This is a genomic window from Nocardioides sp. (genome assembly GCF_030655615.1).
Taxonomy (GTDB): Bacteria; Actinomycetota; Actinomycetes; order Propionibacteriales; family Nocardioidaceae; genus Nocardioides.
Window position 1 is genome coordinate 1 of sequence record NZ_JAURVJ010000122.1, and the last position, 13,252, is coordinate 13,252.

15 protein-coding genes and 1 pseudogene are annotated in these 13,252 nt (G+C 73.9%); 9 read left to right on the plus strand and 7 right to left on the minus strand.

Going from position 1 to position 13,252, the window contains the following annotated elements:
* Positions 1-19: 19 nt before the first annotated feature.
* Positions 20-196, minus strand: a complete 177-nt coding sequence (locus tag Q7T52_RS09930; protein WP_304801950.1) for a hypothetical protein — start codon at positions 194-196, stop codon at positions 20-22.
* 84 nt (positions 197-280) lie between these two features.
* On the opposite strand from Q7T52_RS09930, the gene Q7T52_RS09935 reads away from it, so the two are divergent.
* From Q7T52_RS09935 to fadD1, 3 genes are read left to right on the plus strand one after another with little or no spacing between them, the layout of a single operon-like run.
* Positions 281-889 (plus strand): TetR family transcriptional regulator, encoded by a 609-nt coding sequence (locus tag Q7T52_RS09935; protein ID WP_304801951.1) that lies wholly within the window; start codon positions 281-283, stop codon positions 887-889.
* Positions 890-908: 19 nt separating this feature from the next.
* The gene (locus Q7T52_RS09940; protein WP_304801952.1) at positions 909-1,757 is read left to right on the plus strand and encodes an LLM class F420-dependent oxidoreductase; all 849 of its coding nucleotides are present in this window, start codon (positions 909-911) and stop codon (positions 1,755-1,757) included.
* A gap of 1 nt (position 1,758) precedes the next feature.
* A complete protein-coding gene (gene fadD1, locus Q7T52_RS09945; RefSeq protein ID WP_304801953.1) occupies positions 1,759-3,354 on the plus strand; it encodes a fatty-acid--CoA ligase FadD1 in 1,596 nt (531 codons plus the stop codon).
* Between the two features lie 13 nt (positions 3,355-3,367).
* Here fadD1 and Q7T52_RS09950 read toward each other — a convergent pair whose 3' ends face one another.
* The gene (locus Q7T52_RS09950; protein WP_304801955.1) at positions 3,368-4,525 is read right to left on the minus strand and encodes a PP2C family protein-serine/threonine phosphatase; all 1,158 of its coding nucleotides are present in this window, start codon (positions 4,523-4,525) and stop codon (positions 3,368-3,370) included.
* 47 nt (positions 4,526-4,572) lie between these two features.
* Positions 4,573-4,905 (minus strand): GNAT family N-acetyltransferase, encoded by a 333-nt coding sequence (locus tag Q7T52_RS09955; RefSeq protein WP_304801957.1) that lies wholly within the window; start codon positions 4,903-4,905, stop codon positions 4,573-4,575.
* A gap of 70 nt (positions 4,906-4,975) precedes the next feature.
* On the opposite strand from Q7T52_RS09955, the gene Q7T52_RS09960 reads away from it, so the two are divergent.
* The 4 genes from Q7T52_RS09960 to Q7T52_RS09975 are packed head-to-tail and all read left to right on the plus strand — an operon-like array spanning position 4,976 to position 7,670.
* Complete coding sequence (locus tag Q7T52_RS09960; RefSeq protein ID WP_304801959.1) at positions 4,976-5,422, plus strand: hypothetical protein; 447 nt, start codon at positions 4,976-4,978, stop codon at positions 5,420-5,422.
* A gap of 21 nt (positions 5,423-5,443) precedes the next feature.
* The gene (locus Q7T52_RS09965) at positions 5,444-6,019 is read left to right on the plus strand and encodes a TetR/AcrR family transcriptional regulator (protein WP_304801961.1); all 576 of its coding nucleotides are present in this window, start codon (positions 5,444-5,446) and stop codon (positions 6,017-6,019) included.
* 2 nt (positions 6,020-6,021) lie between these two features.
* Complete coding sequence (locus Q7T52_RS09970; RefSeq protein WP_304801963.1) at positions 6,022-6,792, plus strand: SDR family oxidoreductase; 771 nt, start codon at positions 6,022-6,024, stop codon at positions 6,790-6,792.
* Positions 6,789-7,670: an alpha/beta fold hydrolase gene (locus tag Q7T52_RS09975; protein WP_304801965.1), complete on the plus strand. Its 882-nt coding sequence runs from the start codon at positions 6,789-6,791 to the stop codon at positions 7,668-7,670. The genes Q7T52_RS09970 and Q7T52_RS09975 overlap by 4 nt, the downstream gene beginning before the upstream one ends.
* A 16-nt stretch (positions 7,671-7,686) precedes the next feature.
* Here the strand turns inward: Q7T52_RS09975 and Q7T52_RS09980 are convergent, their stop codons facing one another.
* From Q7T52_RS09980 to Q7T52_RS20640, 4 genes and pseudogenes are all read right to left on the minus strand, one after another.
* Positions 7,687-9,510, minus strand: a complete 1,824-nt coding sequence (locus Q7T52_RS09980) for an amidohydrolase family protein (protein WP_304801966.1) — start codon at positions 9,508-9,510, stop codon at positions 7,687-7,689.
* A 143-nt stretch (positions 9,511-9,653) separates the two neighbouring features.
* On the minus strand, positions 9,654-11,102 hold the full coding sequence (locus Q7T52_RS09985) for an NAD(P)/FAD-dependent oxidoreductase (protein ID WP_304801968.1): 1,449 nt from the start codon (positions 11,100-11,102) through the stop codon (positions 9,654-9,656).
* Entirely contained in the window at positions 11,099-11,854 is a 756-nt protein-coding gene (locus Q7T52_RS09990; RefSeq protein ID WP_304801970.1) for a zinc-binding dehydrogenase, read from the minus strand. The genes Q7T52_RS09985 and Q7T52_RS09990 overlap by 4 nt, the downstream gene beginning before the upstream one ends.
* A gap of 29 nt (positions 11,855-11,883) precedes the next feature.
* A pseudogene (locus Q7T52_RS20640) lies at positions 11,884-12,324 on the minus strand (alcohol dehydrogenase catalytic domain-containing protein); the annotation flags it as partial.
* Between Q7T52_RS20640 and Q7T52_RS09995 the strand changes: the two are divergent.
* Together Q7T52_RS09995 and Q7T52_RS10000 are read left to right on the plus strand one after the other, a co-directional pair.
* The gene (locus Q7T52_RS09995; protein ID WP_304801972.1) at positions 12,323-12,526 is read left to right on the plus strand and encodes a hypothetical protein; all 204 of its coding nucleotides are present in this window, start codon (positions 12,323-12,325) and stop codon (positions 12,524-12,526) included. The pseudogene Q7T52_RS20640 and the gene Q7T52_RS09995 sit on opposite strands and share 2 nt — an antisense overlap.
* 56 nt (positions 12,527-12,582) lie before the next feature.
* Positions 12,583-13,218 carry an endonuclease domain-containing protein gene (locus Q7T52_RS10000; RefSeq protein ID WP_304801974.1) on the plus strand — a complete coding sequence of 212 codons (636 nt, stop codon included), beginning with the start codon at positions 12,583-12,585 and terminating at the stop codon, positions 13,216-13,218.
* Positions 13,219-13,252: the final 34 nt, after the last annotated feature.

Consider the following 13,252-nt stretch of genomic DNA (forward strand, 5'->3'; position numbering starts at 1 on the left):
CGCCGCCAGCGCCAGCGCCTCAGAAGACCGCCGAAGCCGCGCCGCCCGCCGCCGGGGCCGCGCCCTCCTGGCGCTGGGTGTCGGCCACCTGCTCCGGGTCGAGGTTGGACCCGCACGCCGCGGCGAGCAGGCACACGGCGACGGCCAGGACGGCCGCGACGCCGGACTTCGACCTCTCGGTCAACAGTGTTGACACGCCGGGGACGTTACGTTCGCAGGGCACGGTGTGTCAACGATCACCCCGCCGTTGGGCTACCGTCCGGAACGTGAGGGGCGCGACGTGAGCGAGGCGGTGACGTCGCGCGCCGCCTCCGCGTCGGCGACGCGGGAGGCGATCGGCACGGCCGCGCGCCAGCTCTTCAACCGTCAGGGCTACGCCGGCACGTCGGTCCGCCAGATCGCCGCGCAGGCCGGCGCCGACCCGGCGCTGGTGATCCGCTACTTCGGCTCCAAGGAGCGGCTGTTCCTCGAGACGGTGCCGGTCGAGGGACGGTTCGACCACGTCACCAACGGGCCGCTCGACGGCATGGGCGGCCGGCTCGTCGCGTCGCTGCTGACCGAGTCGCCCGAGCTGACGTTCAGCATCTGGCGGGCGATGCTCCGGGCCTCCGACAGCGAGCTCGTGCGCGAGCGGCTGGTCGCCGCGATGGAGCAGATGTTCATCGAGCCCCTCGCCCCGCGCCTCGTCGGTCCGCACGCCGAGCTCCGGGCCCGGCTGGTAGCGGCGCAGATCTCCGGCCTGCTCGACGCGGTCGCCGTCCTCGGCGACCGGCGGATCACCGAGGCCACCCACGAGCAGCTGGTCCGGTTCTACGGCGCCTCGATCCAGACCCTCGTCGACCCGCCCGACGACTCGCCCGTCGACCCCGCTCTGGACGACGGCAACTAGAACCTGTTCTATTTGCTCCATGCGCAACGGCCTCGTCCTGTTCTCGTCCGACCGCGGCATCACCCCCGCCCAGCTCGCCGTCGCGGCCGAGGAGCGGGGGTTCGACACGATCTACGTGCCCGAGCACACCCACATCCCGGTGCGCCGCGACGCGGCCCACCCGACCGGCGGCGACACGCTGCCCGACGACCGCTACACCCGCACCCTCGACCCGTGGATCTCGCTGGCCACCGCCGCCGCGGTCACCACGCGCATCCGGCTGTCGACCGCGGTGGCCCTGCCGGTCGAGTCCGACCCGATCACCCTCGCCAAGCAGATCGCCACCCTCGACCACCTCTCCGGCGGCCGCGTCACCATCGGCGCCGGCTTCGGCTGGAACACCGACGAGCTCGAGGACCACCACGTCCCGCCGGCCAAGCGGCGCACGGTCCTGCGCGAGTACGTCGAGGCGATGCGGTCGCTGTGGACCGAGGACGAGGCGTCCTACGACGGCGAGTTCGTGAGGTTCGGGAAGTCGTGGGCCTACCCCAAGCCCGTGCAGGCGCACATCCCGCTTGTCATCGGGGCCGGGGGCGGACCCAAGACCTTCGACTGGATCGCCCGCACGGCCGACGGCTGGATGACGACACCGGTCGAGACCGGCATCGGCGAGAAGGCTGACGCCCTGCGCGCCGCGTGGAAGGACGCCGGCCGCACCGGCGATCCCGAGATCCACGTGCTCATCGCGATGAGACCGACCCCCGAGCAGCTGGAGGAGTGGGCCGCCGCGGGTGCGACCGACCTGATCTGGGGCGTGCCCGACAAGTCGGCCGACGAGGTCGTCGCCTACCTCGACCGGCTCGCCGCACGGGTCGGGCTGGGTGCCTGAGATGGCCGACAACATCCAGCAGCTGCTGCGCGAGCTCGCCACGGGCGAGCACGCTGACCGGGCCGGGCTCCTCCACGAGGAGCTGGTCCTCACCTGGCGCGAGCACCTGACCGAGGCGGCCACCGAGGCGGCGGCCGTCATCGGCCTGGCCGACCCCGACCTGCCGCTCCACGTCGGCGTCCTGCTCGGCAACACCCCCGAGATGCTGCGGTCGATGGCGGCGGCCGCGCTCGGCGGCTACGTCCTGTGCGGCATCAACACGACGCGCCGGGGTCCGGCCCTCCTGGCCGACGTACGCCGGTCCGACTGCCAGGTGCTGGTCGTCAACGCCGAGCACCGCGACCTGCTCGACGGCCTCGACCTCACCGGCGTCCTGGTCGTCGACACCGGCTCCGACGAGTGGGCCGGCCTGCTGGCCGCGGCCGCGACGACGCCCGACGACCTCGTCCCGCACCGTGAGGTCGAGGCCATGGACACCTTCATGATGATCTTCACGTCGGGCACGAGCGGCGAGCCCAAGGCCGTGCAGGTCGCCCACCTGATGGTGCTCTTCTCGGGGCTCAACCTGGTCGAGCGGTTCGCCGTGACCGCCGACGACGTCTGCTACCTCTCCATGCCGCTCTTCCACTCCAACGCCGTGGTCGCCGGCTGGGCCGTCGCGATCGGGGCCGGCGCGGCGATGGTGCCGGCGCGCTTCTCGGCGTCGGGCTTCCTGGCCGACGTGCGGCGCTACGGGGCGACCTACATGAACTACGTCGGCAAGCCGCTGGCCTACGTGCTGGCCACCCCCGAGCAGCCCGACGACGCCGACAACACCTTGCGCCAGGCCTTCGGCAACGAGGCCAGCGACCGTGACATCGCCGACTTCTCGCGCCGCTTCGGCACCAAGGTCATGGACGGCTTCGGCTCCACCGAGCTGGCCGTCATCGTCACCCGCTCCGAGGGCACCCCGCCCGGCTCGATCGGCGTCGGCTTCGACGGCGTCGCGATCTATGACAGCGAGACCGTCACCGAGTGCCCGGCCGCCGTCTTCGACGAGAGCGGTGCTCTCGTCAATGCCGACGAGGCGATCGGCGAGCTCGTCAACACCCAGGGTGCGGGCTACTTCCAGGGCTACTACAACGACAAGTCGGCCAACGACGAGCGGATGCGGCACGGCATGTACTGGTCCGGCGACCTGGCCTACAAGGACGCCGACGGCTGGATCTACCTTGCCGGCCGCACCGCCGACTGGATGCGCGTCGACGGCGAGAACTTCGCCGCGGCTCCCATCGAGCGGGTGCTGATGCGGCTGCCCGACCTGTCCCAGGTCGCGGTCTACGCCGTGCCGGACGGCAACGTCGGCGACCAGATCATGGCCGCGATCGTGCTCGTCGACGACGGCACGCTCACGCCCGTCGACCTCGAGAAGTTCCTCGGCGACCAGGCCGACCTGTCGCCCAAGGCGTGGCCGCGCTACGTGCGCATCGCCCGCTCGCTGCCGTCGACGGCCACCAACAAGGTGATCAAGCGCGAGCTCGCGGCGCAGGGTCCGACCGCCGGCGACGGGGTGCTGTGGACGCGCGAGGAGCGCGGGCGGTCCTACACCGCCGGCTGACCGGTCAGCCCGGTCAGCCCGACCACTCGACGAGCAGCACGGTCGCGTCGTCGCTGAGCCAGGCGTCGTCGCGGGCGAGCAGGTCGAGCCGTATCCGCCGGAGCTTCTCGGCGAGCAGGCCGCCGCGGGCGAGCTCGTCGCGGAGGACCACGAGGAAGCCGTCGAGGCCGAGCATCCGGCCGTCGAGGCCGCGGGCCTCGGTGATGCCGTCGGTGTGCAGGACCAGGACGTCACCGGGCTCGAGGTACTCCTCGGCCAGGTCGGGCGCGCCGCCGAGCCCCGTGCCGAGCGGCGGGGCGGCGTCACCCTCGAGCACCTCGACCGCGCCCCCGGCGCGCACGACCACCGGGGCCGGGTGCCCGGCGCTGAGCCAGGTCAGCCGGCCGGTGCCGAGGTGCAGCTCGACGAGGAGCGCCGTGGCGTAGCGGTCGTCCCCGCCGGTGTCACCGACGAAGCGGTCCATGACCGTCCAGGCGCCGAGCAGGTCCTCGCCCGACCGGCGGGCGCTGCGATAGGCGGCGACCCCGACCGCGCTGACGAGCGACGCGGCGAACCCGTGGCCGGTGGCGTCGAGGATCATCGCCCGCAGCACCTCGCCCTCGACGGCGTGGTCGAGCGCGTCGCCGCCCGAGGCATAGCTCGGCTCCATCACGGCCGCGAGCGCGACCCGGTCGTCGGTGTAGGTCAGCGGCGGCACGATCGAGCCGAGGAGCTCGGCCCCGACCGCCATCTCCTGCGTGCGCCGGACCACCTCGACGCCGTCGCTGTAACCGCGGTCGGCCGCCAGGTGCAGCGCCACCGCGTCGACGAGCGCCGCCAGGTCGCCCGCGAGGGGCTCGACCTCCGCCTCGACGACCAGCACCCCGAGGCGGTCACCGCGGTGGGTCACCGGGACCCAGGTGGTGCCGCCCTCGACCACCGACTCGCCCCGGGTGAAGCACCGCCCGGCCGGACCGTCGTCCACCGCGACCGCCTGCTGGCGGGCGCCGGACCGTCCGGTCCGCGGCATCGGCACCAGCTCGGTCTGCTCGTGGGTCGCCAGCAGCAGCGCCACGTCACCGGCCTCCCACGCCTCGCGCGCGACCTCGGCCACGGCGTCGGCGAGCTCGCCCGGCGGACGTCGGGAGGCGCGCCCGACGAGCAGGGCCGCCACGTGGGGGAGGGTCGGCACCCGACCATTGTGGTCGATCCCGGGCGTCCGCGCGGCCCGATCCCCGATCAGGCGGCCGGCAGCCCGAACGCCTCGCGCTGGTCGTCCGGCACGAGCCCGAGGTGGTCGGGGTGCTTGGCCAGCCACGACGTGACGTAGGGGCAGAACGGCAGCACCGAGGTCCCGCGCTCGGCCATCGCGTCCATCGCGACCCGCACCAGCCGCGAGGCGAGCCCGTGCCCCTCGAGGTCGGGCTCGATCTCGGTGTGCACGAAGGCGTAGCCGTCGTGCCGCTCCTGGTAGACCGTGAAGCCGGCCAGGCGGTCGCCGTACCGGATCTCGAAGCGGTGCTCGGCCGGGTTGTCGGTGACGCTGACCGGGGTCTCGTCCTCGGGAGGCATGGGCCCAGCCTAGGTCGACCTGAGTATCCGGACCCTGCGGCGGACGTCCGCGGGCGGTGAGGGTCGACCCATGACCACGACCCAGCCGCTCCCGCCCGCCGTGTCCGCCCGCGAGTCCCTCGCCTCGTCCCGCCTCCTGCTGTGGCTCCCCGTCCCGGCGCTCGTCCTCGTCGGCGTGCTCCTCGTCAAGGGGTACGCCGTCGCCATGGGCTTCGACGCCGTCGCCGAGGCCGACGAGTTCGGGTTCGGCTACCTCGCCATCGTCGCCGCCTGTGCCCCGTCGGGCCTCGTCGTCCTCGTGCTCGCCACGACCTACTCGTTCGCCGACGCGGAGTCCCGCTCGACCGGCGTCGTCGTGACCGCGGCCTGGACCGCCGTCAGCGGCGTGGCCCTCGCCGGCTTCTGCGCCCTGCCCGCCACGTCCGACGGCCACGGGACCGTCGCCTACGTCGCCGCCGGCCTCGTCGCCGCGGCCCCGCTGGCCCTGGTGGCCGTGGCCCGCTTGCGGAGCAGGTGAGGTCGCACCTATTCTGGACACATGTCCAGTCAGGTGTTCAAGTCGTCGCGGTCCGGGCTGCGGAGCCGCCAGGCCGAGACCCTGACCAAGCTCCTCAAGGCCGGTGACGAGGAGCTTCGGGCCGTCGGGCACGAGGCTCTCACGGTTCGTACCGTCGCCGCACGCGCGGGGGTGTCGCCGGCGACGGCCTACACCTACCTGGCCTCCAAGAACCACCTGTTCGCCGAGCTCTTCCTCGGCTACCTCACCGACGACGCCGACCACGCCCCCACCGGTCCCACGCCGGCCGCGCGGGTCCAGAGCGTGACCCGGCGGATGTCGGAGCGGCTGGCGGCCGCGCCCGAGCTCGCGGCCGCGGTGACGCCGGCCCTGCTGAGCTCCGACCCCGACGTCGCCCAGCTCCGGCTGCGCATCGGCGCCGTCTTCGTCCGCACCTTCGAGGGTGCGCTGGGCGAGGCCAGCACCCCCGGCCTGCTCGACGCGCTGACACTGGCCTTCTCCGGCGCGCTGCTCCAGGCCGGGATGGGCGTCATGACCTACACCGAGATGGGCGACCGGCTCGACGGCGTCGTCGCCACGATCCTCGAGGGCCACTAGGCATGGGCAAGTACGACCGGCCCGACCGCCGCCCGACCGTCGTCACCGGTGCCTCGTCCGGGATCGGCGCGGCGACCGCGCTCACGCTGGCCGCCGCCGGCTACCCGGTGGCGCTGGGCGCCCGCCGGGTCGACAAGCTCGACGACCTCGCCGCCTCCATCCGCGAGAGTGGCGGCGAGGTCGTCGTGTCCTCCCTCGACGTCACCGACCCCGACTCGGTCAAGGCGTTCGCGGCCCACGTGACCGCCGAGCTCGGCGAGGTCGAGACGATCGTCTCCAACGCCGGCGCGGTCGCGCCCGGCACGATCCACGAGGTCGACTCCGACCGCTTCGCCCGCGAGGTCGACCTGACGGTCACCGGCGCCCACCGGCTGGTGCGGGCTTTCGTGCCCGCGATGGTCCGACGCCGCCGGGGCGACGTGGTCTTCGTGTCGTCCGACGTCGCCGTCCGGGCGCGGCCCTTCATGTCGGCCTACGCCGCCGGCAAGTGGGGCCTCGAGGGGATGGCCCACGCGATGCAGATGGAGCTCGAGGGCACCGGTGTCCGCGCCTCGATCGTGCGCCCCGGCCCGACCTGGAGCGAGATGGGCACCGACTGGGACGTCGCCGAGGCGGCCCACGTGCTGACCCAGTGGGAGCGGTTCGGCCTCGCCCGGCACCCCCACTTCATGAAGCCGCAGGCCCTCGCCGACGCGATCGCGTTCATCGTCGGTGCGCCCCGGGGCGTCCACGTCAACCTGATCGAGGTCAACCCCGAGGCGCCGATCTCGTGAGCGCCGGCACCCACGGGACCACCGTCGTGGCGCTGCCCTCGCACGACGTCCACGCGCTGACCTGGGGGCCCGACGACGGACCGCTGCTGCTGGCGCTGCACGGCTTCCCCGACACCGCCTGGACGTTCCGCCACCTCGGGCCGCTGTGGGCCGCCGCCGGGTGGCGGGTGGTCGCGCCGTTCCTGCGGGGCTACGGCCCCTCAGGCGTCCCGCGCGACGACGACTACACGGTCGGCGCGCTGATGGCCGACGCCGTCGCACTGCACGCCCGCCTCGACGGTGACGCGCGTGCGGTGCTGGTCGGCCACGACTGGGGCGCGGTCACCGCCAACGGCCTCGGCGCCGATCCCGCCTCGCCCTTCGCGAGGGTCGTCGCGCTCGCCATCCCGCCGCTGCCGACGATGAACCCGGGACGCGGGCTGCTGCGGCCGTGGCTCGCCGCCGTCGTACGGCAGCCGCGGAAGAGCTGGTACGTCCTGGCCAACCAGGTGCCCGGTGTCTCGGAGCGCGTGTTCGCGCGGCTGGCAAGCAGACTCTGGCACGACTGGTCACCGGGCTACGACGCCCGGACCGACCTGGCCCACCTGCTCGAGTCCGTGCCCGACCTCGAGCGGGCCCGGGCCGTCGTCTCCTACTACCGCGCCGCCGCCCGCCCCAGCGGCCTCCGGCACCTGCGGCACGGACCGCCGCTGGTGCCGACCCTCTACCTCCACGGCGCCCAGGACGGCTGCCTCGACCGGCGCTTCTTCGACCTCGCCGCGGCCCGGCTGACCGGCGAGCACCGTGCGGTGCAGGTCGAGGACGCCGGCCACTTCCTCACCGTCGAGCAGCCCGACGTCGTGGCCGCCCACGTCCTGGCCTTCCTCGACCGACCCTGACCGGCCCCTGCGTCGGTCAGGCCGGCTGGGCCACGGGGACGGTGGTGGGTGCGGGGGTGGGGACGACCGGGGCGACGCGCTGGCCGATGCGCAGGAACGAGCCGGTCCGCTCGGTCCCGAGCAGGGCGGTGGGTACGCCGTCCTCGACGACGACCTGCCCGCTGATCATCACCAGCGGGACGGTCGCGGCGTTGCGGTTGACCATGCGGGGAAGGCCGTCGTACTGCTCGACGGGCGACTCGGCGTAGGCCTCGAGCGACGTGTCGAGGCGGGTCGGGTCGACGACCACGAGGTCGGCGCGGTCGCCCTCGCGCAGGTGGCCCGCGTCGATGCCGTACCAGTCGGCCAGCTCGCCCGTGAGGCGGTGGACGGCCTGCTCGACGGAGAGGAACGGCGTGCCGGCGACCTCGGCGTCGCGGACGTGGCGGAGCAGGCGCAGGCCGAAGTTGTAGAACGCCATGTTGCGCAGGTGGGCGCCGGCGTCGGAGAAGCCCATCTGCACGTGGGGGCTCTGCGCCATCTTCTTCAGCACCTGCGGGCGGTGGTTGCTGATCGTCGTGCGCCAGCGGACGGCCGTGCCGTGCTCGAGGACGAGGTCGAGGAATGCGTCGACGGGGTGGACGGGGTTGCCGCGGGTGCCGCGCTCGACGCCGACCTGGCCGAACGACTTGCCGACCACCGAGGGGTCGGGGCACGCGACGATCTCGGCGTCGAAGAGGTCGCGGTGCCAGACGCGCGGGCCGTACTTGGTCTCGTAGTCCTTGCGGAACCACGCGCGATAGTCGGGGTCGCGCAGCAGGTCGTCGCGGGCGATCTTCTCGGTGAGGTGGAGGGCGGCGGCGCCCGAGCCGAACTCCTCGAAGATGACCAGGTCGATGCCGTCGGCGTAGACCTCGAAGGGCACCGGGAGGTGCTGCCAGCGGAAGTCGGCGCCGACCTTGTTGACCGCGCCCGCGAGGCCGTTCATCAGGTGGATGACGAACGGGATCGCCTTGACGTCGGCGGCCGAGAGGAGGCTGGTCTTGAGCGGCTTGCGGCGGGTGCCGGGCAGGCCGATCGACTTGAGGGCCTGGGTGAGGATCGTCTGCGGGTGGCTCGCGTCGGGCCCGGCCTGGAGCGCGCGGCCGCGGCGGCGCAGGATGCCGTTGAGCCCGCGCATCTCCTTGCCCTTGGCGTAGGTCGAGGGCAGCGTGCGCGAGCGGCAGGTGTCGCCGTCGAGCTTGTCGAAGAGCAGCTGCTGGGCCGACATGCCGACGAACCCGGCGTCGAGGGCGTCGGTGAGCATCCGCTCCATCCGGGCCTGCTCGGCCGGCGTCGGACGGACCTCGGGACGCGTGGCGCGATCGAGCCCCATGGTCGCCGTACGCATGTCGGAGTGGCCGATGAACGCCGCCAGGTGCGGGCCGAGCGGCAGCCGCTCGAGCGCGGCGACGTAGTCGGTCGGTGTCTTCCAGTCCTGGTGCTTGTCGACCGCCGCGATGACGTGCTGGCGCGGGATGGCCTCGACCCGACCGAACAGGTCGCCGGCGTCGACGCCGCCGACGTGGACCGTCGAGAGCGAGCACGAGCCGAGCAGGACCGTCGTCACGCCGTGGCGCACGGACTCGTCGAGCCCGGGGCCCTCGAGCACCTCGACGTCGTAGTGGGTGTGGATGTCGACCATGCCCGGCATCACCCAGCGGCCGCGGGCGTCGACGACCCGGGTGCCGGGGCCGGGCTCGAGCGGCTCGGCCGAGACGGCGACGACGATCCCGTCGCGGAGGCCGAGGTGGCGCAGGGCCGAGGGGGCGCCGGTCCCGTCGAACCAGCGGCCGCCCTCGATGATCGTGTCGTAGGTCACGTGGCCCATTGGACCCGCTCGACCTGACACGCGTCAACAGGTGCAGGACACCAGTCTGGACAGGTGTCTGATCCGGCCCGCCGACGATAGTCCCGGGCGAACTGGCCCCTCAAGACCCGTCTCAGGGGCCATTTCGCCCGGGACTATCGGGCGGTGGCGGCGAGGGCGCGCTCGGCGGCGCGGAAGCCGCACATCCCGTGGACCCCCGCGCCGGGCGGGGTGGCCGAGGAGCAGAGCCAGATGCCGGGGGCGCCGGTGGCGTAGGGGTCGGGGGCGAGGCGGGGGCGGCCGACGAGCTGGAGCAGGTCGTTGGCGCCGCCGGCGATGTCGCCGCCGACGTAGTTGGCGTTGTCGGCCTCGTGGTCGGCGGGGGTGCGCACGGCGGTCGCGACGACGTGCTCGCGCAGGCCGGGGGCGAAGCGCTCGAGCTGGTCGAGGACGATCCGCTCGCCCTGCGCGGCGGAGCCCTCCCACCGGGCGGGGACGTGGGCGTAGGCCCAGACCGGGTGCACGCCGTCGACGGCGCGGGTCGGGTCGGCCAGCGACTGCTGGGCGACGAGGACGAACGGCTGCTCGGGCATGACGCCACGGCTCACGTCGGCCTCGGCCGCCGCGACCTGCTCGAGGGTGCCGCCCAGGTGGACGGTGCCGGCGCGGCGGGCGGCCTCGGCGGTCCACGGCACCCCGCCGCGCACGGCGAGGTCGACCTTGAACGCGCCGGGACCGTAGCGCCAGCGGCCGTAGGTCCGCTGCCGGCGGGCCGGCAGCCGGTCGCCGAGGATCTCGGCGGCCGCCTGGGGGCCGGTGTCGAGCATGGTGATCGTGGCCCTCGGCAGGTCGGCGGAGGTACGGACGGCGTGGCTCGTGACGATCTCGCCGCCGAGCTCGGTGAGCATCGACGCGAGCGCGCGGGTGATCGCAGCGGACCCGCCCTCGGGGACGGGCCAGCCGTGCCGGTGGCCGGCCGCGGTGAGCATGACCCCGACCGACGCGGTGACCGGTCGCGAGAGCGGCCGGAACGCGTGGGCCGCGGAGCCGGCGAAGAGCGCGCGGGCCTGGGGCGTGCGGAAGCGGCGGGCCAGCACGGTTGCCGGGAGCGCGGCGCGCAGGCCGAAGCGCGCCATCGACACCGGGTGGTCGGGCCAGCGGACGATCGGGCCGAGGATGTCGCCGGCGAGGTCGTCGAAGCGGTCGACGAGGGGGCCGAACACGCCCCGCCAGGCCCGCCCGTCGACCCCGAGCCCGCGACACGTCTCGTCGAGGTCGCGCACGAGCACCCCCGCCGTACCGTCGTCGAGCGGGTGGACGAGGTCGATCTCGGGCCAGCGCCAGACGAGACCGTGGTCGGCGAGGGGCAGGGAGGCGAGGTAGGGCGACGCCAGGGCGAACGGGTGCACCGCCGAGCAGACGTCGTGGAGCAGGCCGGGGAGGGTGAGCTCCTCGGTGCGGGTGCCGCCGCCGATGGTCGCGGCCGCCTCGAGCACGGTGACCCGGTGTCCCGCCTGGGCCAGCCGGACCGCAGCGGCCAGTCCGTTGGGGCCGGAGCCGACGACGACGGCGTCGGTGCGGGCGGCGTCGGGCGGCGGGGTCACGTCGTCAGTCTGACCTTGAGCACCTCGGCGCTCCGCGCCGCCACCGCGGCGTAGGCCTCGGCGGCGTCGGCGAGGTCGTAGGTGTGGGTGAGGATGCCCGTGGTGTCGAGGCGCCCGTGCACCACCAGCGGGACGAGGTCGCGCCAGGTGCGGTGGACGGGCGCGGTCGTCATCCGCAGGGTGATGCTGCGGTAGACGCCCATCAGCAGCGGCAGCGGGAACGGCTCGAGGTCGTGGATCCCGACGACCGAGACCGTGCCGCCCGCGCGGACCGCGGCGAAGGCGTCGGTGAGCGAGCCGTCGGTCGCGACCGCGTCGATGACCGCGTCGGCGCCGCGGCCCTGGGTGGCCTCGAGGACGGCCTCGACCGTGGGCCCGTCGACGGCCGTCGCACCCGAGGCGACGGCGCGCTCCACCCGGCCGGCCACCGGGTCGACCGCCAGCACCCGGCCCGCGCCCAGCGCGTACGCCGACCGCACCGCGCACAGGCCGACCGCGCCGATCCCGAGCACGACGACGGTGCCGCCGGGCGGGATGTCGGCGCGCTGCGCGCCTGCCCACCCGGTACCGAGGTTGTCGGTGAGCAGCAGCGCCGCCTCGTCGTCGATCTCGTCGGGCAGCACGTGCAGGTTGAAGTCGGCCGCCGGTACGGCGAGCAGGTCGCTCTGCCCGCCCCCCAGCCCGCTGCCCGAGCCGAAGACGACACCGCCCTGGGTACAGGTGACCGGGCGCCCGCGTAGCAGCCGATGCACCCACCGCAGCCGGCGACGGACGCCACCATGACCCGGTCCCCGACCGCGACCCGCCGCACGTCGGAGCCCACGCCGGCCACCCGTCCCACCACCTCGTGGCCCACGGCCACCGGGAAGAACGGCAGGTCGCCGTCGTAGAAGTGCAGGTCGGACCCGCAGATCGCCGTCGAGGTGACCTCGACGACCGCGCCGTCGAGGCCGGGCAGCGAGGGGCCCGGGACCGTGTCGACCGACACCTGCCCCGTGCCGTGGATGACCACCGAGCGCATGCTCGCGACCCTAGTGCGGCAGGTTGTCGCAGAACTACTGATGAAAGTCCGTCGGCGACCGACTACCCAGCCTGGGCTGGCGACGGTGGCGGCACTTTCAGCAGTAGTTGTGCGGGGCATCAGGCTCGATCGGCGGCCGCTGCCGCGCCCTGTGGATGACGGGATGCGGCAAAGACCCACCTGGGGCAGGGTTCCGGTCATGTCCCGGACCGTCGCCGAGCTGCCCGTCGAGCTCGGCGGCGTCGCGCGCTACCAGGCGCTGTCACAGGTGGTCACGCGGGCCGAGCTCGAGCTGGCGGTCGCCGGCGGTTCGGTGCTGCGCGACTCGCGAGGCATCTACGCGTGCCCGGCACGGACGAGGCGAGGCGCGTGGCCCTGCGGCTCGGGGGAGTGCTGTCCCTGACCAGTGCTGCGCTCCATCACGGCTGGGGTGTGAAGACGGAACCGGACAGGCCGCACGTGACGGTGGGTCGCGGCCGCAAGCTCGGGGCCCGCGCCGACCTCGCCCACGTGCACCGGGCCGAGCTCGGACCCGCAGGCGTCCAGGACGGCGTGACCGTTCCGGCGCTCACGCTGGTGCAGTGCCTGCGGTCGCTCCCGGAGGACGAGTCGCTGGCCATCGCCGACTCCGCCCTGCGCGAGGACGGGTGCCACCAGCTGCTGGCCAAGGTCGCGGACGAGGCCAAGGGGCGAGGGGCGTCACGAGTCCGACTGGTCGCGTCGCGAGCGTCCGGCACGGCGTCGGGTCCGTTCGAGTCGGTGGCTCGCCACATCTGCCACGGCGTCCCTGGCTTGAAGGTCGAACCCCAGGTGACGGTGCGCAAGGGCACGTTCTCCGCCCGCGCGGACCTCGTCGACGAGAGGCTGCGCGTCGTGGTCGAGGCCGACTCCTTCGAGTGGCACGGCAACCGCGCGGCGCTGGCCAGCGACTGCCGTCGTTACAACCGGATGGTCGTCGGGGGCTGGATCGTGCTGCGCTTCGCCTACGAGGACGTCATGTTCCACCCGGACTACGTCCACGAGGTGCTCGTCGAGGCCGTCGCGCTCGCAGAACTACTGCTGAAGGTCGGCGACCTGCTGGGTCGCGCCGCCTGACGCGGTCGGGTCGAGGCGACTTTCGTCAGTAGTT